Source organism: Streptomyces sp. AA1529, assembly GCF_000280905.1.
In the GTDB taxonomy this organism is placed as follows: domain Bacteria; phylum Actinomycetota; class Actinomycetes; order Streptomycetales; family Streptomycetaceae; genus Streptomyces.
Genome location: NZ_ALAP01000078.1, coordinates 35,481 through 58,460, shown reverse-complemented (window position 1 = coordinate 58,460; position 22,980 = coordinate 35,481). Strand labels below are relative to the sequence as shown.

The following is a 22,980-nucleotide window of genomic DNA, read 5'->3' as shown; positions in this document are numbered from 1 at the left end:
GTGAATGCCGGTGAAGAGACCCCGAAGGCGCGGCGCCCCCGCGGTCAAGAGCTGTCCGCCACGGACGTCACCGTGGCCTACGACGGCGTCGACGTCGTCCATGACGCCTCGTTGACGCTGCGCCCCGGCCAGGTGACCGTCCTGGTGGGCCCGAACGGCAGCGGGAAGTCGACGCTGCTGCGCACCCTCGCCCGGCTGCAGCGGCCCCGCAGCGCGACGCTCACCCTCGACGGCGAGACCGACGGACTGGCCCTGACCCCGCGCGAATTCTCCCGCCGCGTCACGCTGCTCACCCAGGGACGGCCGACCCCCAGCGGACTGACCGTGCGGGACGTCGTCGAGTTCGGCCGCTATCCGTACCGCGGCCGCTGGGGCAAGGCGGATCCGGACGGCCGCGCCGCCGTGGACCGCGCGCTGGCCCTGACGGGCCTCGCCGACCTGGCCGAACGGGGCGCCGAGCACCTCTCCGGAGGCCAGCTCCAGCGGGTGTGGCTCGCGAGCTGCCTCGCCCAGGACACCGGGCTGCTGCTCCTCGACGAGCCGACCACCTACCTCGACCTCCGGTACCAGGTCGAACTCCTCGACCTCGTCCGGGACCTGGCGGACGAGCACGGCGCCGCCGTCGGCGCCGTCCTGCACGACCTCGACCAGGCCGCCGCCGTCGCCGACCGGATCGTCCTGCTGGACGCGGGGCGGATCGTCGCCGACGGCCTCCCCGAGGACGTGCTGACGCCCCAGCGGCTCACCGACACCTACGGCATCCGCATCGACGTCGACACCGATCCCCGCACCGGCCGGCTGCGCACCCGCGCGATCGGCCGGCACCACTCGCGAAACGAGAGGCTCCGCACCGCATGAGACACCTCCTCCTGGGCGCCGCGGCCGTCGCCGCGGCACTCACCCTGACCGCCTGCGGCACCACCGAGCCCACGGCCGACGACGCCGGGAAGAAGAGCGACCCCGTCACCCTCACCGGCGCCTCCGGCAAGAAGGTCGAACTGGACGCGCCCGCGAAACGGGTCGTCGGAACCGAGTGGCACGAGGTCGAACTCCTGGTGTCCCTCGGCGTCGACCCGGTCGGCGTCGCCGACGTCAAGGGCTACCGGACCTGGGACACCGCGGTTCCGCTGAAGAACGAGCCCCGGGACATCGGCACCCGCGGCGAGCCCAGCATGGACACCGTCGCCGCGCTGAAGCCCGACCTCGTCGTCGCCAGCACCGACCTGCCGCCGAAGGCGGTGAAGCAGCTGCGCAGGATCGCCCCGGTGCTGGAGGTGCGGTCCGCCGACGCCTCCGACCCGATCGGGCACATGAAGGACAACCTCGACCTGGTCGCCGAGGCCACCGGCACCACGAAGCGGGCCGAGAAGCTCAAGCAGGACTTCGACGCGCACCTCGCCGACGGCAGGAAGACCCTCGCCGACGCCGGTCTGGAGGGCGCCGAATACGCCTTCGCCGACGGCTACGTCAACTCCAACCAGGTCTCGATCAGGCCCTACACCAGCGGCTCGCTCACCGGCGCCGTCAACGGGAAGCTCGGCCTGAAGAACGACTGGAAGGTCGAGGGCGACAAGGCCTACGGCCTCGGCAGCACCGACGTCGAGGGCCTCACCGAACTCGACGACGACGTCCACTTCGCCTACATCGGCAACGACGGCGACAAGAGCAGCACGCCGTTCACCGGTGCCCTGGCCGACGACTCGGTGTGGAAGTCGCTGCCGTTCGTCAAGAAGGGCAACGTCCACCGGCTGCCCGACGGCATCTGGATGTTCGGCGGTCCCGAGTCGATGAACCAGTACATCGACGCGGTCGTCGAGGCCCTGGCGGAGTAGCCGCATGGCCGTCACCGCGAACCCCTCCGGCCCCGCTCCGCCGGCCGCGCCCCGCGAGGCCGGGACCCGGCAGGGCCCCGCCCGGAAGGGCGCGGCCGCGGTGGCGGCCGCTCTGCTGCTGCTCGTGGCGGGACTCGCGCTCGTCGACATCACGCAGGGCACCGCCTCGGTCGGTGCCCCCGAGGTCTGGAAGGCACTCACCGGCCGGGCCGACCCCTCCGACGCGTCCGTCGTGATCGCCTCCCGGCTGCCCAGGATGACCGCGGGGCTGCTCGTCGGCGCCGTACTGGGCGCCGCGGGTGCCGCCCTGCAGGCGGTCAGCCGCAACGTGCTCAGCTCCCCCGACACCCTCGCCGTGAACGCGGGTTCCTATCTGGCGCTCGGGCTGGCCGCCGTCACCGGAGTCTCGCTGCCGCTGTTCGCCTCCTCCGGAATCGCCTTCGCCGGGGGGCTCGCGGCCGCCGCCGTCGTGCTCGGACTCTCCGGCCTGGGCGCGGGCACCGTGCGGCTCGTGCTCGCCGGCAGCGCCCTGACCCTCGGCCTCACCGCCGTCACCCAGGCGCTGCTGCTGCTCTACCCCGAGGAGACCCACGGCCTCTACCAGTGGAGGCAGGGCAGCATCGCGCAGCACGGGTTCGACGGTGTGCTGCAACTGGCGCCCATCGGCCTGGCCGCCTTCCTCGGGCTGCTGCTGGCCGCACGGCGGGTCGACGCCCTGGCCCTCGGCGACGACGCGGCCCGCGGCCTCGGCGTCCCCGTCCGCGCCACCCGCGTCACGGGCGTCGTCCTCGCGACGCTGCTGTCCGCCGCGGCCGTCACCCTCGCGGGGCCGATCGGCTTCGTCGGGCTGTGCGCCCCCGCCCTCGTCCGCCCCCTGGCCCGCCGGTACCGCGCCTTCACCCGGGCGCGGACCCGCATCCCCGCGGCGGGGCTGGCCGGAGCGGCGCTGGTACTCGGCTCGGACGTGCTGCTGCGCGCCCTCGTGCCCGCGGACACCGCGGTCGCCGTGCCGACCGGCGTCGTCACCAGCCTCGTCGGCGCCGTCTTCCTGATCGCGATGGCCACCCGGGTGCGGGACACCGCCGGAGCGGCTGCGCAGGACCGGCTGCGCCTGCGCAGCCGGACCGCCTTCCTCACCACCGCGGCCGTCCTGGTGGCCGGGCTCGTCGCGGTGGCCGTCGCCGCCGTCCTGCTGGGGGACGCCAAGCTGCTGCTGGGCGACGTGCTCAACTGGGCCCAGGGCAGGGCGGGCCGGACCGTGTCGTTCGTGCTGGACACCCGGGTGCCCCGGGCCCTCTGCGCGCTCCTCACCGGTGCGGCGCTCGCGCTGGCCGGGACGCTCGTCCAGGCCGTGACCCGCAACCCCCTCGCCGAGCCGTACGTCCTGGGTGTCTCCGGCGGCGCCGCACTGGGCGCCGTGGCCCTGGTGACGACGGTGCCCCTGGCCGGCTCGTGGAGCGTGGCCGGGGCGGCGTTCGCGGGCGCCGCGCTCACCGCCGTGCTGGTCTTCGGACTCGCCGCCCGGGGCGGCTTCCGGCAGAACCGGCTGGTCCTCGTCGGGTTCGGCTTCGCCACCGGGACCGCCGCGCTGATCAGTCTGCTCATCATCCTCACCGACCCGTTCAACGCCATCAAGGCCCTCACCTGGCTGTCGGGTTCCACCTACGGGCGGACCCTGGCCGACGCGGTACCGCTCGCGGCGGTGCTCGCCGTCGGCGTCGCCGTCGCGGTCGCCCGGCGCAGGGAACTCGACCTGGTGTCGCTCGACGAGGACACCCCGCGGCTCCTCGGGCTGAACCTCGGACGCGCCCGGCTCGGCTTCCTCGTCCTGAGCGTGGTGCTCAGCGCCTCCGCGGTGGCGGCCGCCGGTGCCATCGGCTTCGTCGGGCTCGTCGCGCCGCACGCGGCCCGTGCCCTGGTGGGCAGGCAGCACCACCGGGTGATCCCGGTCGCGGTACTGCTCGGCGCCATTCTGGTCGGCTCCGCCGACGTGCTGGGCCGCACCGTGATCGCCCCCGCCCAGTTGGGTGCCGGACTGGTGACCGCCGTGATCGGTACGCCGTACTTCCTGCACCTCCTCGCCCGCAGCCGCCGGTAGCGCACCGGACCGCCCCCGCCGTGCGGCAGGGCGGGCCGCCGGTGCGGCCGCGCGAGGACCGGCCGGCGGCACCCGCGCGGGGTCCGCGAACCACCGGTGTCCGCGCCCCGTCACCGGGCCGCCGGGGAGGGCCGGTTGTGTGCGCGTCGCGGGAAGCCGTCTGTGCGCCCGCGCCGTCGCCTGGGACAATGGGGGCGACGCCCGCCACGGCGACCGTCGGCACCGACCACCGACGGCGGACCCGAAGCGAAGGATGCGCCATGACCGAACGCAAGCCGCCCGGAATCAGCTTCGAGAGCTGGGCCGACCGGCAGATCAGGGAGGCCGAGGAGCGCGGCGAGTTCGCGGACCTGCCGGGCACCGGGAAGCCGCTGCCCGGCCTGGACAAGCCGTACACCGAACAGTGGTGGGTCGAGCGCAAGATGCGCGACGAGAACCTCTCCTACCTGCCGCCCTCCCTCGCGCTCCGCAAGGAGGCGCAGGAGGCCCGGGAACAGGCGGCGCGGGCGCGCTCGGAGGCGGAGGTGCGGCGGATCCTCACCGAGATCAACGAGAAGATCGACGAGGCCGTCCGCCGCCCCCCGGAGGGCCCGCCGCACCGCCTCGTCCCCTTCGACGTGGAGAGCGCGGTGCGGGAGTGGCGCTCGGCCCGCCGCACCGAAGGCCGCTGAGACACCCGCCGGGCACCCGGGCCGGCCGGCCCGGCCGGCGCCTCACACCTCGCCGCGGGCCATCCCCACCAGGCGCTCCAGCACCGCGCCCCCGCTGACCCGCAGCCCGTCGTGCTCCCACTCGTCGGTCACCCAGGTGCGCACCCCGGCCACGGCGCGCGCGGTGGCCAGCGAGTCGTCGCGGTCGACGTACATGTCGTCGTGGTAGACGGCCGCGTACACCGGCACCTCGTTGCGGGCCAGCCGCCGCGGGTCGTACAGGTCCGGCCAGTCGCCCCGCTCCGCCAGCAGCCGCGCCGTCTCGCGCAGCGGTACCAGCGCCGGGTCGAGGTCGAACATCCACGGGTAGATCATCTCCCCGGTGAGGAGCACCGGCCCGTCCCCGGACAGCGCGCGCCCCGCGTCGAACTCCGGGAACTCCGCGCGCACCCGCTGCGCCGCCCACCGGGTACCGCCGGTGCTCACCGAGCGCTGCGCCCAGATCGGTTCGTGCAGCGCGGCGAAGAGCGGGTTGGCCGCCAGCGAGACCTGCGCCCGCACGCCCTCCAGGAAGCCGTCCGACAGCTCCGGCCCCGCCGTGCCCCCGATCCAGGCGTCCTCCAGCAGGTAGTGCAGCCGGTGCGATCCCGAGCCCTCGCCCAGCAGCATGCCCAGGTACTGGAACCGCTCCACCGTCAGCGGGCTCCCGTCCGGGAGCCGCACCTCGTGCTCCGCCAGGTGGGCCGCGATCCGCCGCACCGCCGCCACGTCCTGCGGGTAGCGCGCGTAGTGCGCCGCGTTCTTGGCGGCCACCCGCGGGTAGGCCGCGCGGTAGGCGTCCTCCGGGCCGGTGCGCAGCCCCGGCAGACCGCCGGTCACGAACGCCTCCCGGATCCCCTCGGGCGCGAGCGAGAGGTAGGTGAGGGTGCAGAAGCCGCCGAAGCTCTGCCCGAGCGTCGACCACGGCACGTCCTCGCCCAGCAGCCGCTTCCTGATCAGCTCCGCGTCCCGGACGATCGAGTCGGCCCGGAAGTGCGCCAGATGGCCGGCCTGCTGCCGCGCGGTGCCGCGCGCGGCGAGGGACTGCCGGTTGGCGGGGGAGGAGCGCCCGGTGCCGCGCTGGTCGAGCAGCAGCACCCGGTAGTGCCGCAGTGCGACCTGGAGCCAGTCGGCCCGGCCCACCGGACGCGGCGCACCGTTGCCGGGCCCGCCCTGGAGGAACAGCAGCCACGGCAGTTCCTCGTCCCGGCGGTCCGCGGCGGCCACCTCGCGTGCGAACACCTCGATCCGCTCCCCGTCCGGCCGCGCGTGGTCCAGCGGGACGGCGAAGACGTGGTCCCGCAGCACGGTGCCGGGGTGCCGCAGCACGGTGGGCATGGCGTTCCTCCTTCGGTCGTTCCGGCTTCGGTCGTTCCGGGTGCGGGGCGGCTCAGCGCGTGCCCGCGGCGTCCAGTGTCTCCAGCGCCCGCTCCAGCGCCGCCGCGAACCGGTCGGTCGTCGCCGGGTCGCGCACCGCGACCCGGAACCACTCCGGGCCGAGCCCGGGGAAGGTGTCCCCGCGCCGCACGGCGAACCCCAGCTCCCGCAGCCGGTCGCGCAGCGCGGCGGCGCGGGGGTGCCGCACCAGCAGGAACGGGCCCTGCGGTGCCGGGGTGGCCTCCCGCACCCCGGCCGCGGCCAGCGGCGCCAGCCGCTTCCGCAACCGGTCGCGGTCCGCCGCGAACCGGAGGGCCGCCTCCTGTGCCTCGGCCAGCGCCTCGGGGGCGGTGCACGCCCGCGCCGCGACCAGGGCCGGGGCGGAGACGGGCCACAGCGGCTGCTGACGGGCCAGGGCGCGCACGGTCGCCGGGTCGCCGAGCACATAGCCCACCCGCAGTCCGGCCAGCCCCCAGGTCTTGGTCAGGCTGCGCAGCACGACCGTCCGCCCGGGCAGCCGGGTGAGCAGCGGCACCAGCGACTCCCGCTCCTCGGGTACCGCGTCCATGAACGCCTCGTCGACGATCAGCGTGCGCCCCTCGCGGGCGAGTCGCGCCAGCTCCGCGGCGGGGTGCAGCACGGATGTCGGGTTGGTCGGGTTGCCGACCACCACCAGATCGGCCGCCTCCGGCACGGCGCCCGCCGTCAGCCGGAAGCCGTCCTCCGGCCGCAGCAGTACCCGCTCCACCCGGTGGCCCGCGTCCCGCAGGGCCGCCTCCGGCTCGGTGAACTGCGGATGCACCACGACCGGGCGGCGGGCCGGAAGGGCCCGGGCGAGCAGCACGAACGCCTCCGCGGCGCCCGCCGTCAGCAGCACCCGCTCGGCGGGCAGCCCGTGCCGCTCGGCCACCGCGGCGCGGGCCGGCCCGCCGTCGGGGTAGGCGGCCAGCGTCGCCAGCGAGGCCGCCAGCCGCTCCCGCAGCCACGCCGGGGGTGTGCCGGTGCGCACGTTGACGGCCAGGTCGGTCAACCCGGCTCCGTCGCCGCGCACTTCCGCGTCCCCGTGGTGCCGCAGCCCGTCCGCGGCCGCCGGTGCGTCCCCGGACGAGCCGGGCCCGTGCCCGTTCACCGCTCCCGCCCCGGGACGGCGAGGGCGGCGACGGCGGCGGTGGCGCGCACCGGGGCTCCGGCCGCCGGACGCGACTTCGTCTTCGGGACCAGCAGCACCGGGGCGCCGCCCCGCACGGTCGTCCCGCCGCCGCCTCCGCAGGCCAGCAGCGCCGCCGCCTCGGCGACCGAGGGCGTGCCCACGGCCGCGCGGGAGAAGTCCGAGGGGTGCGGTACCCGCACCCGGGCCAGCGTCCGCGCGTCGTAGGCGATCAGCGGCAGGTCCAGCCGCCGGGCCGCCGCCAGCAGCCCGGGTTCGGCGGCCCGTGCCTGGACGGTCGCGAGCGCCGTCGCCCCGCCGGAGGGGGCGCCGTCCGCCGGGAACCGCTCCCGTCCGCCGGCCCCGTCCGCCGGGAGCACGGCTGCCAGCACACTCACCACCACATCCAGCACCTCCTCCGCCTGCACGCCCGCGCAGGTGCCCACTCCGACGGTGACGAGCCGCGGCCCGGCGCCCGTGCCCGGAGCGCTCATGCGACGCTGCCCGCCGGGCTCCCGGCCTCCCACCGCGCCGCGCAGCGCGCCGCGAACCGGGCCGCCATCCGCGGTGCGGCGGCCCAGTGCACATGCAGGTAGGAGGCGTGCACGTTGCCCTGGACGAAGCCTTCGGTGCGGCGTTCGGGCCGCACCAGCCCCCAGGCGGGCACCTGCCCGGCGCCCGGCAGCAGTTCGGTGCGGTGGAACTCGTGCCCGCGTACCCGGGTGCCCGCCTCGGCCAGGGCGCTGTCGGCCACGGCGACCGCCTCGCGGTAGCCCAGCGTCAGCCGCTCCGCCATCCGCCCGCGCGCGTCGAGCACCCCGCACATCGGCTTGCCGTCCAGCTCCCGCGCCAGGTAGAGGAGCCCGGCGCACTCGGCCGCGATCGGTCCGCGGAAGGCCGCGATCTGCTCCCGCAGGGGGCGGTTTTCAGCCAACTCCGGTGCGTACACCTCGGGGAAACCGCCTCCGACGACCAGTCCCGCCGTGCCGTGCGGCAGCGCCCGGTCCCGCAGCGGGTCGAAGGGGACGACCTCGGCACCCGCGGCCCGCAGCAGCTCGCCGTGCTCGGCGTAGGAGAAGGTGAACGCCTCGCCGCCGGCCACCGCCACCCGCGGCGCCCGGGCCACCGGCCGCGCCTCCAGCTCGGCGGCCGGGTCCCACGCCTCCTCGGGCAGCGGCGGCGCCTGCCGCGCGAGCGCCAGCAGCGCGTCCAGATCGCAGCCGGTGCGCACCTGCTCCGCGAGCGCCGCCACCGACTCCACCGCCTCCGCGCGCCGCTCCGCGACCGGCACCAGCCCCAGGTGCCGGGAGGGCGCACGGACCGCCTTCGCACGGCGCAGCACCCCCAGCACCGGCACGCCCGAACCCTCCAGGGCCTCCCGCAGCAGCTCCTCGTGCCGGTCCGAGCCCACTTTGTTGAGCACCACCCCGGCAACCCGCACCTGCGGGTCCCAGGAGGCGAAGCCGTGCACCAGCGCCGCCACCGAACGCGACTGCGAGGAGCCGTCCACCACCAGCACCACCGGGGCCCGCAGCAGCTTGGCGACATGCGCGGTCGACGCCAGCTCGCCCTGCCCGGCGGCACCGTCGTACAGCCCCATCACGCCTTCGACGACCGCGAGATCCGCCCCGGCGGCGGCATGGCCCAGCAGCGGGGCGATCCGCTCCGGGCCGCACAGATAGGCGTCCAGATTGCGGCCCGGGCGGCCGGTCGCCAGCGCGTGGTAGCCGGGGTCGATGTAGTCGGGTCCCACCTTGTGCGGCGAGACGGCCAGCCCTCGCGCGCTGAACGCCGCCATCAGCCCGGTGGCCACGGTCGTCTTCCCGCTGCCGGAGGACGGCGCGGCGATCACCAGGCGCGGGGTGCGGATCACGCGGCGGCTCCCGGCCGCCCGGCAGCGCCACCGCTCACCACTCGATGCCCCTCTGCCCCTTCTGGCCCGCGTCCATGGGGTGTTTGACCTTCGACATGTCGGTGACCAGGTCGGCCGCGTCGATCAGCTGCTGCGGCGCGTTCCGGCCGGTGATCACCACGTGCTGGGTGCCGGGGCGGTCCCGCAGTACGGACACGACCTCCGCCGGGTCCACCCAGCCCCAGTGCATCGGGTAGGCGAACTCGTCCAGCACCAGCAGCCGGTAGGTCTCGGCCGCCAGGTCCCGCTTGACCTGCTCCCAGCCCTCCCGGGCCGCCGCCTCGCTGCCCATCTCGCCGTCCTGGACGTTGCGCTGGATCCAGGACCAGCCCTCGCCCATCTTGTGCCAGGTCACGCTGCCGCCCTCGCCCGAGTCGCCGAGCACCTTCAGGGCGCGCTCCTCGCCGACCCGCCACTTCGCGGACTTCACGAACTGGAACACCCCGATCGGCCACCCCTGGTTCCAGGCGCGCAGCGCCAGCCCGAAGGCGGCCGTCGACTTGCCCTTGCCGACGCCGGTGTGGACCGCCACCAGCGGCCTGTTGCGCCGCTGGCGGGTGGTGAGACCGTCCTGGGGCACGACCTCCGGCTGTCCCTTCGGCACTATGCGGCCCTCCCTGTGTGCTTGCCTGCCTGCCGTGCGCCGCGCGCGTCCGTCGTGTGCCGGACCAGGTCCGTCACCGCGTCCGCGCGCAGCTCCTCCAACGTGACCGCCTCGCCGCCCAGTTCGGCGGCCAGCTCGCGGGCCAGCCCCAGCCGTACGTGCCCCGCCTCGCAGTCCACGACCACCGAGGCGGTGCCGTCCGCCGCCAGCAGCCGCGCCGCCTGCCGGGCCCGCACCAGCGGCTCCGGGCCGCCCGTCGCGCGGCCGTCCGTGACGGTGACCAGCAGCGGCCGCCGCGCCGGGTCCCGCAGCCGCTCGACCCGCAGCACCTCCCGCGCCCGCAGCAACCCGGCGGCCAGCGGGGTGCGCCCACCGGTCGGCAGCGACTCCAGCCGCGCCGCCGCCGCGTCCACCGACGAGGTGGGCGGCAGCGCCACCTCGGCCGCACCGCGCCGGAACGTCACCAGGCCCACCTTGTCCCGCCGCTGGTAGGCGTCCAGCAGCAGCGACAGCACCGCGCCCTTGACCGCGCCCATCCGCTGCCGGGCCGCCATCGAGCCGGAGGCGTCCACCACGAACAGCACCAGGTTGCCCTCGCGGCCCTCCCGCACGGCCTCCCGCAGATCGTCCCGGCGCAGCACGAGTCCGCTGCCGCGGCGGCCGCGAGCGTGCTGGTGCGGGGCCGCCGCCTGCACGGTGGCGGCCAGATGCAGCTTGCCCAGCGTCCCCTGCGGGCGGCGCGACCCGGTGGTGCGGCCGTGCGAGGTCCGGGCCCGCGAACGCCGGCCCGCCGCGCCCTCGCCGAGCCCCGGGACGGTCAGGGTGCGCGCCGCGAACGGCTCGCCGGACGCCGCGGTGCCCTGGGGCCCCGCGGGTGCGTCGGGGTCGGGCGTGCCCTGCCCGGAGTCGGGCGCCTGCGCCGAGGACCCGGGGGAGGGCTGCGGGCCGGACTGTTCGGTGGTCCGCTCGGCGGGGTCCGGCTGCGGCTGCTCGGGGACGGACGGCTCGCCGCCCGCGCCGTCCCGCGACTCCTCCCGCGGCGGCGCCGCGCCGCCGCCGCCGGGGCCGCCGCCGTCCGGCCCGCCGCCGGGGCCGTCGTCGGGGCCGTCCGGTCCGCCGGGTTCTTCCGGACCGTCCGGCCCGGGGCCGCCGTCGGGCTCGCTGTTCTCCTCCAGCGTGCGATCCAGCTTGTCCTCGTCCAGGCCCGGGGCGTCGAACGGATTGCGCCTGCGCCGGTGCGGGAGCGCCAGCAGCGCCGCCTGCCGGACATCCGCGGACTCGACCCGGGTCCGGCCCGCCCAGGCGGCGAGCGCCACCGCGGTGCGCGCCATCACGATGTCCGCCCGCATGCCGTCCACCTCGAACGCGGCGCAGGCGGCGGCGATCTGCCGCAGCGCCGCGTCGTCCAGCTCCACGGCGGGCAGCAGCGCGCGGGCCGCCGCGACCCGCTCGCGCAGCTCCCGCTCGTCGTCCGCCCAGCGCGCCGCGAAGCCCGCCGGGTCGTCGTCGTGGGCGAGCCGCCGCCGCACCACCTCCACCCGCTCCTCCGGATCCCTGGAGGCGGCCACCTCGACCGTCAGCCCGAACCTGTCGAGCAACTGGGGGCGCAGCTCGCCCTCTTCCGGGTTCATGGTGCCGACCAGCAGGAACCGGGAGGCGTGCCGGACGGAGACGCCCTCGCGCTCCACGTAGGAGGCGCCCATGGCGGCGGCGTCCAGCAGGACGTCGATCAGGTGGTCGTGGAGCAGGTTGACCTCGTCCACGTACAGGATGCCGCGATGCGCGTCCGCCAGCAGCCCCGGCTCGAACGCCTTCACGCCCTCGGCGAGGGCGCGTTCGATGTCCAGCGCGCCCACCAGCCGGTCCTCCGAGGCGCCGACGGGCAGCTCGACCATGCGCGCCGCGCGGGCCTGCGCGGCGGCCGTCTCGTGCGGCCCGTCCGGGCACTCCGGGTCGGGCGCGGCGGGGTCGCAGCTGAACCGGCAGCCCGCCACCACGGGCACCTGCGGCAGCAGGTCCGCCAGGGCCCGGACGGCGGTGCTCTTGGCGGTGCCCTTCTCACCCCGCACCAGCACACCGCCCACCGCCGGACTGACGGCGTTGAGCAGCAGGGCCAGCCGCAGGTCGGCCATGCCGACGACCGCGGTGAACGGATACCGGGCGCTCATGCGCTGATCACTCCTTCGAGTGGCTTTCGTGCTGTGCTGGCGGGGTTGGCGGGGTTGGCGGGGCTGGCGGGTTTGGTCGGGCTGATCGGGTCGACCGGGCTGTGTCGAGCCGGTCGAGCCGGTCCAACGGGTCCTGGTGGTCCCGCTGGTCCTGCCGCCGGCCGCGTCCGCCGCGTCCGCCGCGTCCGCCGCGTCGGCCACGCCGCGCCGCGCCGGTGCCGGGCCCGCTGTGCCGCGCACCGCGCCGTGCCGCCCGGACCCGGGCTTCTCACGGCGCCCCCGGCGGTACGAACGGCAGCCCCTCCGGCACACCGTGCTCGATGAGCCGCAGCAGCGCGTCCGTGTCCGCGTGCTCCTCGATCAGGTCGCCGAGCCGGTCGAGCTGCTCCTCGCGCAGCGCCGCGAACCGGGTGTCCGGCGCCGGTTCGAACGCGCGGCCCGCGTCGGCGGCGACCTGCCGCAGGAAGGCGCGGCGGAAGCCGTCCGACTCCAGCGAGCCGTGCCAGTGGGTGCCCCACACGGTGCCGACCCGGCAGCCGTCCGCGGGAGCGCCGTCGTCGTCGGCGGTGCGCAGAAACGGCTCGCCGCCCCGCACCTCGGCCACTCCGTGGTGGATCTCGTACCCCTCCACCGGCTCGCCCAGCGCCAGCCCGTGCGGGCGTGCCAGCGTCTTGTCCGGCGCGAACCGCACCCGCACCGGCAGCAGGCCCAGGCCGTCGACCTCGCCCGCCCGTGACTCGACGTCGTCCTCGATGCGCTCGCCCAGCAGCTGGTAGCCGCCGCAGATCCCCAGCACCGGCCGGCCCTCCGCCGCGCGCCGCGCCAGCGCCGCCGCCAGCCCCCGCGCCCGTACCCACTCCAGGGCCCTGACCGTCCCGCGGGTGCCCGGCACCACCACCAGGTCCGCGTCGGCCAGCTCCTCGGGGCGGTCGCTGAACCGCACCACCACACCGGGTTCGGCCGCCAGCGCGTCCACATCCGTGAAGTTGGACATCAGCGGCACCGGCAGCACCGCCACCCGCAGCACGTCCGCGCCGTACGGGCCCGCGACGGCGGACTCGCGCACGGTCCCGCGCAGCGACACCCGCAGCCCGTCCTCCTCGTCGATGCCCAGCCCGTGCCGGTAGGGCAGCACGCCGAGCGTGGGGCGCCCCGTCAGCTTCCGCAGCATCTCCAGGCCGGGCTCCAGCAGCGACCCGTCGCCGCGGAACTTGTTGACCAGATACCCCGCGAGCAGCGCCTGGTCCTCCGGTGCCAGCAGCGCCGTCGTGCCGAAGAGCGAGGCGAACACCCCGCCCCGGTCGATGTCGCCGACCACCAGCACCGGCAGCCGGCAGGCCCGGGCCAGCCCCATGTTGACGATGTCGCTGCGCCGCAGGTTGATCTCGGCCGGGCTGCCCGCGCCCTCGCAGACGACCGCGTCGTGGGTGCGCCGCAGCTCCTCCAGACAGCCCGCGACCGTCTCCAGCAGCTCCGCGCGCCCCGCGGGCGGCGCCCCCTCGCCGTCCGCCCCGTCCCCGGCGGGCCCCCCGCCGCCCGGGTGCCGCCCGAAGTAGCCCCGCGCCGACATCTCGCCGACCGCCTTGCCCAGCAGGACGACCTGGCTGGTGCGGTCGCCGCCCGGCTTCAGCAGCACCGGGTTCATCAGCGCGCTCGGCTCCACCCGGGCCGCGGCCGCCTGCATGGCCTGGGCGCGGCCGATCTCCGCTCCGTCGGCGGTGACATAGGAGTTGAGCGACATGTTCTGCGCCTTGAACGGCGCGACGCGTATCCCCTTGCGGGCCAGCCAGCGGCAGATGCCCGCCGTCACCACGCTCTTGCCCGCGTCCGAGGTCGTCCCCGCGACCAGCAGTCCGCCTGTTCCGCGCCCGCTCACCGTGCTCCTCCCGCCGCGCGGGCCCGCCGCAGGCGGCGCACCGCCGCTCCCGTCAGACAGCTCGTCACCAGGGCCAGTTGCCCCACCCGGCGCGACAGCCGCACGGCCCGCTCGATGTCGGCGCTGCGCACGTCGCGGCCGGAAGCGTTGAGGACGGGCCGGTGCTCGACCCGGCCGCCGTAGGCGAGCGTGCCGCCCAGCCGCACCCCGAGGGCGCCCGCGAACGACGCCTCCACCGGGCCCGCGTTGGGGCTGGGGTGCCGGCGCGCGTCGGCCCGCCAGGAGTGCAGGGCACCGCGTGGATCGGGTCCGGCGAGCGTGGCCAGCACGGCGGTCAGCCGCGCTCCCGGGCCGCCCGCCACATCGTCCAGCCGCGCGGCGGCCCAGCCGAAGCGGCGGTGCCGCGAGGAGCGGTGACCGACCATCGCGTCGAGCGTGTTGACGGCGCGGAAGCCCACCAGACCGGGGACACCGGCCAGCGCGCCCCAGACCAGGGCCCCCACCACGGCGTCCGAGGTGTTCTCCGCCACCGACTCGACCACGGCACGGGCCACTTCCGGTGCCTCCAGCCGCTGCGGGTCGCGCCCGCACAGCGCGGGCAGCCGCTCGCGGGCCAGTTCCAGGTCCCCGGCCTCCAGCGCGCCGCACACGGCCCGCGCCTCCCGGGTCAGCGACGTCCCCCCGAGGACGGCCCAGGTCGTGGCCGCGGTCAGGACGAGTTCGGGGAGCGGTGCGGCCGCCCGGCTGCGCGCGGCACGGCACGCGGCACCGGCCGCGGCGACGGCGCCGCCCGCGGCGAGGAGGGTGTGCAGCGCGCCCGCACCCCGGTGGTCGCGCCACAGGCGGCGCTCCAGTGCTCCGGCGGCCCGGCCGAAGACGGCCACCGGGTGGCCGCGCCGCGGGTCGCCCAGCAGCGCGTCGGCGGCGAACCCCAGCAGGATCCCGCGCACCCGGACGTCAGCGGCGCCCATCAGCGGACAGGTCCGGCGCACTCACCCACGGCAGCGGTTCCCGCGACGGTGTTCCCCGCGGCAGCGGCGGGCACGTCGGCGGCGGATATGGCGGCACAGCCACGCATCTCGGCGTCCTCACTCAGGGTCCTCGCCCTGGCTCGACTCGACCGGCGGCGAGAGTCTCCTGGCTCCCGGATCCACACCGCCCCCGGCCTTCCAGCCCGTGCGGGCCGTGGCTTCGTCGGGGGGTGGCGCTCCCCGGTGACAGTGGCGGGACCGCGCCGGATTCACACCGGCTTCCTCTCCATGCCGCCGTTTGGCACGGGAAGTCCACCACGCCGGTCCGGCCCCGTCAACTCGCCCTTGACCTGCGACGGGGCTGCGAGCAGCGATGTCGGTGAGGGGGTACGGGATGCTCCCGTACCCCCTCACCGACATCGCCCGTCCGGCCCCGGCGGCCCTGCCGGGGGCCGCGGCCGGACGGGTGCGGGCTCAGCCCGCGATCAGATAGATCCCGTACGCCACCGCCGCCAGGCACAGCCCGTAGCAGGCGTAGGCGCCGGTGCGGGCCAGCGCCGAGGGAGCGGTGCCGGCGGTGCGCGGCGAGCCGGCGACGATGCCGAGGGTGAAGATGCCGACGAGTCCCACCGTCGCCACCAGGCTGACGCCGAAGACCTGGCCGAGTGCGGCCCAGTCGATGTGCATGCGGTCGTCCCTTCTGCCTAGCTGAGGCTGCTCGCCGACGCGGGGCGGCCGGTCGGTTGCGGGGTCTCGGAGGCGGCTGCCTCCTCGGCGGAGCCGATCGCCACTCCGGCGGGCGGCGGGGGCGGGGCGACGGCCCGGACGGCGGTGGTGACCACGCCGGCGGGCACGGACACGGGTGCCGGCTCCGCGGTCGGTTCGGCGGCCGGGCCGGGGATCCCGGTGGGGTCCGCCGCGGTGGGGGCGTCGCCGTTGACGTTGGTGTGGTCCACCGGCGTGCGCCGCGAGCGGGCCCAGATGGCGCCGCAGAGTGCGAGAGTGAGGACGGCGACCGCCGTCACACCCCAGTCGCCCTGCTCGGCCAGCAGCGCGGCGCCGGCCGCGACCCCGCCGGCGGCGGGGAGTGTCAGCGCCCAGCCGACGACCATCCGGCCGGCCGTTCCCCACCGCACCACGCCGCCCTTGCGGCCGAGGCCGGAGCCCATCACGGCGCCCGAGCACACGTGGGTGGTGGAGAGGGAGAAGCCGATGTGCGAGGAGGCCAGGATGGTGGCCGCCGCGCTGGTCTGGGCGGCGAAGCCCTGCGGCGGCTGGATGTCGGTGATGCCCTTGCCCATGGTGCGGATGATGCGCCAGCCGCCCAGGTAGGTGCCCAGTGCGATGGCGAGCCCCGCCGAGGCGATGACCCACACCGGCGGGTCGGAGCCGGGTGCCAGCGCGCCGCCGGTGACCAGGGCCAGGGTGATGACGCCCATGGTCTTCTGTGCGTCGTTCGTGCCGTGGGCGAGGGAGACCAGCGCGGCCGAGGTGATCTGCCCGGCACGGTAGCCCTTGGCGGTCCGCTCCTCGTCCGCGCGCCGGGCGACCCGGTAGGTCAGCCGGGTGGCGAACAGGGAGGCCAGGCCCGCGACCACGGGCGCGGCCAGCGCCGGGATGAGGACCTTCATGACGACGACGTCACCGTTGACCGCGCCGGTGCCGACCGCGGCGAGGGTCGCGCCGATCAGTCCGCCCATCAGGGCGTGCGAGGAGCTGGAGGGCAGCCCCGCGAGCCAGGTCAGCAGGTTCCAGATGATCGCGCCCACCAGCCCCGCGAAGATCACTTCAGGCCGGATGCCGGAACCTTCGTCGATGATTCCCGAGGAAATGGTCTTGGCCACCTCGATGGACAGGAAGGCGCCGAGGAGGTTGAGGACCGCCGACATGGCGACCGCCGCCCGCGGGGCCAGCGCCCCGGTGGAGATGGTCGTGGCCATGGCGTTGGCCGTGTCGTGGAAGCCGTTCGTGAAGTCGAACACCAAGGCCGTGACGATCACGATCCCGATGAGAAGCGTGATGTGTTCCATTCACCAGGCACAATCAGTTCGAGGGGCATTGACGTCGTGAACGTAAAGACGGCGAGTGAACGGAAGGTGAACTGGGGCGGGCATCGAAGTGTCGCCCCCTGACGCCTGTTGTGTGGGCCAGGTCACACCGTAATCAGCGGGCCGCGCGGAGCCAACGCGACGCGGCCGCCCGCCGGCCAACACCCCGGCGTGCGCTGCCGCTTCCCTCCCGGTTCCCCCGGTCGGGTGTCACCCTCCCGGCCCGCCCCGCTGGTTTCCCGCCTCCGATCGCGTCAACACTGTGGAGGATGCGCCTGCGAACCGCGGCCCTGGCCGCCACCACCGTGCTCGGTACCGGCGTGGCCACCCTGGCGGCCGGACGGTACGCGGCCGACGCCGCGCTGCGCCCCCCGCGGCCCCGGGGCGACGCCGGCAGCGGGCCCACCGCGGGGTTCGAGGGCACCCGGCTGACGGTGCACTCGCACGACGACGGCAAGGTCGCCGTCACCCGCTCCCTGGCCGCCCAGCTGCCCGGCGTCTACGGCCTGACCGGACGCGGGGTGCACGCCGTCGTCGGCCCGGTGCTGGCGGACGCGACCGCCGCGCGGCCCCGCCCGCACGCCGTGGTACGGGAACTGCGCCGCGTGGACCGCGGGCGGCTGAGCGTCGGCACCACCGTCCGCCTCACCCCGCAGGTGTACGTCGGGGACCCCGGCGAGGCACTCGGGACGGCGTACGCGGACGTCGAGATCCCCGGTGAACTCGGCCCGCTGCCCGCCTGGTTCGTCCCCGGCGACCGCGGCGTCTGGGTGATCGCCGTGCACGGACTCGGCGCCACCCGTGAGCACCCCCTGGCGCTCGTCCCCTTCTACCGGCGGTTCAGCGTCCCGGTGCTCGACATCGCCTACCGCGGGGACCCCGGCGCGCCCCCGTACCCCGACGGCATCGGGCACCTGGGCAACTCCGAGTGGCGCGACCTGGACGCCGCCCTCCGCTACGCGGTGCAGCACGGCGCCCGGCGGGTGATCCTGCACGGCTGGTCCAGCGGTGCCACGATGGCGCTGCACACCGCCGCGAACTCCCCGCTGCGGGACCGGGTGGCCGGCCTGGTGCTGGACTCGCCCGTACTGGACTGGCCGGCCACCGTGCGTGCGCTGGCCGCCTCCCGGGGCACCCCGCGCGCGCTGCTGCCGCTCGTCGTGCGCGCCGTGCAGGGCCGCGCCGGTCTGCCCGAGGGACGGGACGTCGCGGTGGTGGACTCCGCCAGGCTCGCCGTGCCCACCCTGGTGCTGCACGGCCCCGACGACACCGTCGCGTCCGTGGACAGCTCCCGGGCGCTGGCCGCGCGACGCCCCCGGCTGATCTCCTTGCGCGAGGTCCCGGACGCTCCGCACGCCGCCATGTGGAACGCCGACCCGCACGGTTACGAGGAGGCGCTGCGCCGCTTCATCACCCCGTTGATCTGAGGTCCCGCAGCCCCGGGACCCCGCCGATCCGAGGCCCCGCGGGTCCGGGACCCCGTCGAACCGAGGGCCGCCGGGCCGGTGCCCCGCAGCCGGCGGGTCGCGCCGCCCGGATGAGGCCGCGTCACCCTGAGTCCTCCTCAGCCGCCCCCGGGCGGCTCGCCGGAGGGGATGAACGACCGGAATCGGCACCCCAGGTTTGGGTTTCCACGGCACAGCGTGAAGACTGCCCCTGTGACGACGTCCCGTACCCCGGGGGACAACCGGCTCCGGCTCGTTCCCCGACAACCCGTCGCCGCCGCCCGGCGCACCGTGACGACCAGGCGATCCGCCAGGACGCCACCGCCCCCGGACGGTGTGCTGCCCCGCGACCAGCTCGCCCGGTATGCCCGCGACTGCCTCGCCGAGGCCGTGCGCGTGGCCCGCTGGGCCGCCGCCACCGGCCGCTCGCCGCAGGCCGGCACCGAGACCGAACGCGCGGCCGAAGCGCTGCGGTTGACGGTCCCGGTGCTGCGCGCCCACTGGGACCGGGCCAAGCTGGCCGGCCTCATCGAACTCCACGGGGAGACCGCCCGTGCCGGATGGCGGCTGCGGGCCTGGGACCACGACGACAGCGCCGTGCTGCGCGGCTGGGTCGCCCTCTTCGACGCGTGGTCGCTCGCGCACCCTGCCCCGCTGCCGCACGAGCAGAGCCTGGTCGCGGAGATCGTCGAGGCGGTGCCGCAGTTCCTGTCGGTGATGCACCTCTCCGGTGGCCCCGTCACCTTCGACCTGCTGCACGACCTGCTCGCCGAGCGCATCGCCGAGCTGCGGGCCGAACGCGACCAGGAGCCGAACCGCGCGACGGTCGGCGTCGCCCTGCCCGGGCTGCTGGACTGGGCGCTGGACGGGCTCTGCGCCGTCGGCGCGCTGACCCGCTGCGCGGACGAGGAACCCGCTCCGGAGACCCGTGTGCGGCAGGGCTCGGCCGTCCTCACCCCGCTCGGCAACTGGGCGGTGTGGACCAAACTGGAGCAGATCTGCGTGGCCGCGCAGAGCCCGGCCGGGAACATCGAGCAGTCCGCCGGCGAGATGCTGCGCGGCTGCGCCCGGATGACCCCGGGTCCGGCCCGGGACGAGTACCGCGCCTGGCTCGCCGCGCGCCCCACCTCACCGGCGGTCACCGAGCTGCTGGAGGCGGCCCGGGGTGAGGACGCGCTCATCCGGGGGCTGGCCTTCGAGGCGCTGCGCGTGGTGGGGGCACCCGCCGAGGAGGCGGTGCAGGAGGCCGCGGAGGAGCCCACCCTGCGGCCCTACGCGCTGCTGTGGCTGGCCGAGCAGGCGGGCACCGATCCGGAGGACCTCTCGGGCGGCGCACCCGGTGTGCTCACCCGGCAGGAGGCGACCTGGCTGTGGGTGGACACCGCGGCCGCCGTCACCGACCACGGCGAGGAGCGCCTGCTGGTCGACCATCTGGGCACCGCCGTACAGGGCTCGGTGCCCAAGCTGCTGGAGGAGGTCCGGGCGACGGGGCACCCGCGCACGGTGCAGGTCCTGGTCGCGCTCGCCGCCGCGCATCCCGACCCCGCGCTGGCCAAGGCCGTGCGCCGGGCCGCCTTCCAGGTGCACACCGGAGGGGAGTGAGGCGGGGCACGCCCGCCCTCCCGCCGCACCCGGCGGGCCGCGGTGTGCGGCAGTGCTCCGGAAATGCGTTTGCCTTCCGCCGGTAGACTGGTCCGCATGCCTCATCTCCTCGTGCATTAGGCGTGCGTACGCCGCTTCCGCACTTCTTCCGTACGCACGTCCACAGTCCTGCCTTGGAGTCTTCCAGTGATCACCGCAACCGGTCTTGAGCTGCGCGCCGGAGCACGCGTCCTCATCGAGTCGGCCACCTTCCGGATCGCCAGGGGCGACCGCATCGGCCTGGTGGGGCGCAACGGCGCGGGCAAGACGACGCTCACCAAGTGCCTGGCGGGTGAGGGCACGCCCGCCGCCGGCTCCATCACCAGCAGCGGCGAGGTCGGCTACCTCCCGCAGGACCCGCGCACCGGAGACCTCGACGTGCTCGCGCGCGACCGCATCCTCTCCGCCCGCGGTCTGGACGTGGTGCTGCGCAAGATGCAGGAGAACGAGGAGCGCATCGCCGCCGGCAAGGGCGCCACGCGCGAGAAGGCGATGAAGAAGTACGAGCGCCTGGAGACCGAGTTCCTCACCAAGGGCGGCTACGCGGCCGAGGCGGAGGCGGCGACCATCGCCGCCAGCCTCGGCCTTCCCGACCGGGTGCTGGGCCAGCCGCTGCACACCCTCTCCGGCGGTCAGCGGCGCCGCGTCGAGCTGGCCCGCATCCTCTTCTCGGACGCCGACATCCTGCTGCTGGACGAGCCGACCAACCACCTGGACGCCGACTCGATCGTCTGGCTGCGCGACTTCCTCAAGACCTACCGCGGCGGCCTCATCGTCATCTCCCACGACGTCGACCTGGTGGAGACGGTGGTCAACAAGGTCTTCTACCTGGACGCCAACCGGTCGGCCATCGACATCTACAACATGAGCTGGAAGCAGTACCTCACCCAGCGTGAGGACGACGAGAAGCGCCGCCGCCGGGAGCGGGCCAATGCGGAGAAGAAGGCGGCGGCCCTCAATTCCCAGGCCGACAAGATGCGGGCCAAGGCCACCAAGGCCGTGGCGGCCAAGAACATGGCGCGCCGTGCCGAGAAGCTGCTGTCCGGGCTGGAGGGCGAGCGGCAGAGCGACAAGGTGGCCAAGCTGCGCTTCCCCGATCCGGCGCCCTGCGGCAAGACCCCGCTGATGGCCGAGGACCTGTCGAAGTCCTACGGCTCGCTGGAGATCTTCACCGGCGTCGACCTGGCCGTCGACCGGGGCTCCCGCGTCGTCATCCTCGGTCTCAACGGTGCGGGCAAGACGACGCTGCTGCGGCTGCTGGCCGGGGTCGAGGAGCCGGACACCGGCAAGGTCGTGCCCGGCCACGGGCTGAAGCTCGGCTACTACGCGCAGGAGCACGAGACGCTGGATCCCGAGCGCACGGTGCTGGAGAACATGCGCTCGGCGGCGCCGGACATGGATCTGGTCGAGATCCGCAAGACGCTGGGCTCCTTCCTCTTCTCCGGCGACGACGTGGACAAGCCCGCCGGGGTGCTCTCCGGCGGGGAGAAGACCCGGTTGGCCCTGGCCACGCTGGTCGTCTCCTCGGCCAACGTGCTGCTGCTGGACGAGCCGACCAACAACCTCGACCCGGCCAGCCGGGAGGAGATCCTGGGCGCCCTGCACACCTTCACCGGAGCCGTCGTGCTGGTCACCCACGACGAGGGCGCCGTCGAGGCACTGGAGCCGGAGCGGATCATCATGCTGCCGGACGGGATCGAGGACCTGTGGGGCCAGGAGTACGCGGACCTCGTCGCCCTTGCTTGATCCATCCGGGATGGATCATTCGGCCGACGGTTGATCCTTCATCTGAGTGAGTGCGGCTGGTACTCCGGCGCGGCCCGACGGCCGGCCGGTGCCCCCGTGGCAGCAGGCGGCGACGGTCCGGACCGATTCCTCCGAATCGTCTTTGACCTGCTGTTTTCCTCGTTCATACGCTCCGGTATCCGGTATGCACGTGCATCTGCACGGAGAGCGGAACGGTGTCCGCCGGGTGCTCCCGGCGTGCACAAGTTCCCGAGCCGCCCATGAAGACCTTGCCGAATGGGTGGCCAGATGTGCAGGGAGGGGTGATCATGAGAAGCACAGAGCGCACTTCCCATGAGGAGGCACGGGTGGCCGAGACTCTGAAGAAGGGCAGCCGGGTTACCGGCGCCGCGCGCGAGAAGCTCGCGGCAGACCTGAAGAAGAAGTACGACTCCGGAGCGAGCATCAGGGCGCTGGCCGAAGAGACCGGCCGTTCCTACGGGTTTGTGCACCGGATGCTCAGCGAGTCGGGTGTGACCCTGCGCGGACGCGGCGGAGCGACCCGAGGCAAGAAGTCGAGCTCCTCCTGAGGAGGCTTTCGAGCGGACCCTCCGGTAGTTACTCTTCAGTTGGCAATACTGCTGGGTAACCACCGGAGGACCTCGATGACCCTGCTCAACCAGGACGGCGTACACGTCGCCGCCGACGGCGAGGTGGCCACGGTCACCCTCACCAACCCGGCCAAGCGCAACGCGCAGACGCCCGCCACCTGGCGGGCACTGGCCGAGGCGGGGCGCGTGCTGCCGGGCACGGTCCGGGTCGTCGTGCTGCGCGGCGAGGGCAAGTCCTTCTCCGCCGGGCTCGACCGGCAGGCTTTCGAGCCCGAGGGCTTCGACGGCGAACCGTCGTTCCTGGACCTCGCGCACGGTGGTGACGAGGAACTGGACGCCGCCATCGCGGAGTACCAGGAGGCCTTCACCTGGTGGCGCCGCTCCGACCTGATCAGCGTCGCGGCGGTCCAGGGGCACGCCATCGGCGCCGGGTTCCAGCTCGCACTCGCCTGCGACCTGCGGGTCTGCGCGCGGGACGTGCAGTTCGCCATGCGCGAGACCAGCCTGGGGCTGGTGCCCGACCTGACCGGGACGCACCCGCTGGTGCACCTGGTCGGTCCGGCGCGCGCCCTGGAGATCTGCGCCACCGGCCGCTTCGTCCACGCCGAGGAGGCCGAACGCGTCGGGCTCGCCAACCTGGTGGTGCCCGTCGACGAACTGGACGGCGCCGTCACCGATCTGGCCGCCGCGCTGTTGGCCGCACCGCGGGGAGCCGTCGTCGAGACCAAGGCGCTGCTCGCCGGTGCCGGCACGCGCGGCTTCGACGAGCAGCGCGCCGCCGAGCGCGCCGCCCAGGCACGCCGCCTCCGCGACCTGGCCGGGCTCGGCGACTAGCC

Annotated in this window: 19 protein-coding genes and 1 riboswitch; of the genes, 9 read left to right on the top strand and 10 right to left on the bottom strand. The window is 75.3% G+C overall.

All coding sequences use genetic code 11. The annotated features are described in order from the left end of the window. The 4 genes from A949_RS0122540 (at window position 1) to A949_RS0122525 (ending at window position 4,601) form a co-directional block, all read left to right on the top strand. A complete protein-coding gene (locus A949_RS0122540) occupies window positions 1-858 on the top strand; it encodes an ABC transporter ATP-binding protein (RefSeq protein WP_026004927.1) in 858 nt (285 codons plus the stop codon). Beyond that, entirely contained in the window at window positions 855-1,832 is a 978-nt protein-coding gene (locus tag A949_RS0122535) for an ABC transporter substrate-binding protein (RefSeq protein ID WP_019358298.1), read from the top strand. Before A949_RS0122540 ends, A949_RS0122535 begins: the two co-directional genes overlap by 4 nt. Window positions 1,833-1,836: 4 nt before the next feature. Next, window positions 1,837-3,930 (top strand): iron ABC transporter permease, encoded by a 2,094-nt coding sequence (locus A949_RS0122530; protein ID WP_019358297.1) that lies wholly within the window; start codon window positions 1,837-1,839, stop codon window positions 3,928-3,930. Between the two features lie 260 nt (window positions 3,931-4,190). After that, the gene (locus A949_RS0122525; RefSeq protein WP_019358296.1) at window positions 4,191-4,601 is read left to right on the top strand and encodes a J-domain-containing protein; all 411 of its coding nucleotides are present in this window, start codon (window positions 4,191-4,193) and stop codon (window positions 4,599-4,601) included. A gap of 42 nt (window positions 4,602-4,643) precedes the next feature. On the opposite strand, the gene A949_RS0122520 is transcribed toward A949_RS0122525, so the two are convergent. From A949_RS0122520 to A949_RS0122475, 10 genes are all read right to left on the bottom strand, one after another. Then, on the bottom strand, window positions 4,644-5,957 hold the full coding sequence (locus A949_RS0122520; protein WP_019358295.1) for an alpha/beta fold hydrolase: 1,314 nt from the start codon (window positions 5,955-5,957) through the stop codon (window positions 4,644-4,646). A 52-nt stretch (window positions 5,958-6,009) separates the two neighbouring features. Then, window positions 6,010-7,125: an Rv2231c family pyridoxal phosphate-dependent protein CobC gene (gene cobC / locus A949_RS0122515; RefSeq protein WP_019358294.1), complete on the bottom strand. Its 1,116-nt coding sequence runs from the start codon at window positions 7,123-7,125 to the stop codon at window positions 6,010-6,012. Continuing rightward, window positions 7,122-7,637 (bottom strand): cobalamin biosynthesis protein, encoded by a 516-nt coding sequence (locus tag A949_RS0122510; RefSeq protein WP_019358293.1) that lies wholly within the window; start codon window positions 7,635-7,637, stop codon window positions 7,122-7,124. Before A949_RS0122510 ends, cobC begins: the two co-directional genes overlap by 4 nt. Further along, a complete protein-coding gene (locus tag A949_RS0122505; protein WP_019358292.1) occupies window positions 7,634-9,016 on the bottom strand; it encodes a cobyrinate a,c-diamide synthase in 1,383 nt (460 codons plus the stop codon). Before A949_RS0122505 ends, A949_RS0122510 begins: the two co-directional genes overlap by 4 nt. Before the next feature lie 34 nt (window positions 9,017-9,050). Next, complete coding sequence (gene cobO, locus A949_RS0122500; protein ID WP_019358291.1) at window positions 9,051-9,659, bottom strand: cob(I)yrinic acid a,c-diamide adenosyltransferase; 609 nt, start codon at window positions 9,657-9,659, stop codon at window positions 9,051-9,053. Further along, a complete protein-coding gene (locus tag A949_RS0122495; protein WP_019358290.1) occupies window positions 9,659-11,827 on the bottom strand; it encodes a putative cobaltochelatase in 2,169 nt (722 codons plus the stop codon). Before A949_RS0122495 ends, cobO begins: the two co-directional genes overlap by 1 nt. Window positions 11,828-12,095: 268 nt before the next feature. Beyond that, the gene (locus tag A949_RS0122490; protein WP_019358289.1) at window positions 12,096-13,703 is read right to left on the bottom strand and encodes a cobyric acid synthase; all 1,608 of its coding nucleotides are present in this window, start codon (window positions 13,701-13,703) and stop codon (window positions 12,096-12,098) included. Next, the gene (locus A949_RS0122485; protein WP_019358288.1) at window positions 13,700-14,674 is read right to left on the bottom strand and encodes a cobalamin biosynthesis protein; all 975 of its coding nucleotides are present in this window, start codon (window positions 14,672-14,674) and stop codon (window positions 13,700-13,702) included. Before A949_RS0122485 ends, A949_RS0122490 begins: the two co-directional genes overlap by 4 nt. A 160-nt stretch (window positions 14,675-14,834) precedes the next feature. Continuing rightward, window positions 14,835-14,958, bottom strand: a riboswitch (cobalamin riboswitch). 190 nt (window positions 14,959-15,148) lie between these two features. Beyond that, window positions 15,149-15,361, bottom strand: coding sequence for a hypothetical protein (locus tag A949_RS0122480; protein ID WP_019358287.1), 213 nt, complete (start codon window positions 15,359-15,361; stop codon window positions 15,149-15,151). Between the two features lie 17 nt (window positions 15,362-15,378). Beyond that, on the bottom strand, window positions 15,379-16,704 hold the full coding sequence (locus tag A949_RS0122475) for an inorganic phosphate transporter (RefSeq protein ID WP_019358286.1): 1,326 nt from the start codon (window positions 16,702-16,704) through the stop codon (window positions 15,379-15,381). A gap of 287 nt (window positions 16,705-16,991) precedes the next feature. Here A949_RS0122475 and A949_RS0122470 point away from each other — a divergent pair, with 287 nt between their 5' ends. The 5 genes from A949_RS0122470 to A949_RS0122450 all read left to right on the top strand — a co-directional run bounded on the left by A949_RS0122470 (window position 16,992) and on the right by A949_RS0122450 (window position 22,978). Next, window positions 16,992-18,149 (top strand): alpha/beta hydrolase family protein, encoded by a 1,158-nt coding sequence (locus A949_RS0122470; RefSeq protein WP_019358285.1) that lies wholly within the window; start codon window positions 16,992-16,994, stop codon window positions 18,147-18,149. A gap of 354 nt (window positions 18,150-18,503) precedes the next feature. Beyond that, on the top strand, window positions 18,504-19,769 hold the full coding sequence (locus tag A949_RS0122465; protein WP_019358284.1) for a hypothetical protein: 1,266 nt from the start codon (window positions 18,504-18,506) through the stop codon (window positions 19,767-19,769). 186 nt (window positions 19,770-19,955) lie between these two features. Further along, window positions 19,956-21,554, top strand: a complete 1,599-nt coding sequence (locus A949_RS0122460; protein WP_019358283.1) for an ABC-F family ATP-binding cassette domain-containing protein — start codon at window positions 19,956-19,958, stop codon at window positions 21,552-21,554. A 347-nt stretch (window positions 21,555-21,901) separates the two neighbouring features. Next, complete coding sequence (locus tag A949_RS0122455; protein ID WP_019358282.1) at window positions 21,902-22,123, top strand: helix-turn-helix domain-containing protein; 222 nt, start codon at window positions 21,902-21,904, stop codon at window positions 22,121-22,123. Window positions 22,124-22,198: 75 nt separating this feature from the next. After that, complete coding sequence (locus tag A949_RS0122450) at window positions 22,199-22,978, top strand: enoyl-CoA hydratase/isomerase family protein (protein ID WP_019358281.1); 780 nt, start codon at window positions 22,199-22,201, stop codon at window positions 22,976-22,978. Window positions 22,979-22,980: the final 2 nt, after the last annotated feature.

Coding starts and splice junctions, on each gene's coding strand:
- A949_RS0122475 (WP_019358286.1), bottom strand. CDS start 16,704: ATGGAACACATCACGCTTCTCATCGGGATCGTGATCGTCACGGCCTTG.
- A949_RS0122520 (WP_019358295.1), bottom strand. CDS start 5,957: ATGCCCACCGTGCTGCGGCACCCCGGCACCGTGCTGCGGGACCACGTC.
- A949_RS0122480 (WP_019358287.1), bottom strand. CDS start 15,361: ATGCACATCGACTGGGCCGCACTCGGCCAGGTCTTCGGCGTCAGCCTG.
- A949_RS0122525 (WP_019358296.1), top strand. CDS start 4,191: ATGACCGAACGCAAGCCGCCCGGAATCAGCTTCGAGAGCTGGGCCGAC.
- A949_RS0122485 (WP_019358288.1), bottom strand. CDS start 14,674: ATGGGCGCCGCTGACGTCCGGGTGCGCGGGATCCTGCTGGGGTTCGCC.
- A949_RS0122530 (WP_019358297.1), top strand. CDS start 1,837: ATGGCCGTCACCGCGAACCCCTCCGGCCCCGCTCCGCCGGCCGCGCCC.
- A949_RS0122450 (WP_019358281.1), top strand. CDS start 22,199: ATGACCCTGCTCAACCAGGACGGCGTACACGTCGCCGCCGACGGCGAG.
- A949_RS0122495 (WP_019358290.1), bottom strand. CDS start 11,827: ATGAGCGCCCGGTATCCGTTCACCGCGGTCGTCGGCATGGCCGACCTG.
- A949_RS0122470 (WP_019358285.1), top strand. CDS start 16,992: ATGCGCCTGCGAACCGCGGCCCTGGCCGCCACCACCGTGCTCGGTACC.
- A949_RS0122535 (WP_019358298.1), top strand. CDS start 855: ATGAGACACCTCCTCCTGGGCGCCGCGGCCGTCGCCGCGGCACTCACC.
- A949_RS0122510 (WP_019358293.1), bottom strand. CDS start 7,637: ATGAGCGCTCCGGGCACGGGCGCCGGGCCGCGGCTCGTCACCGTCGGA.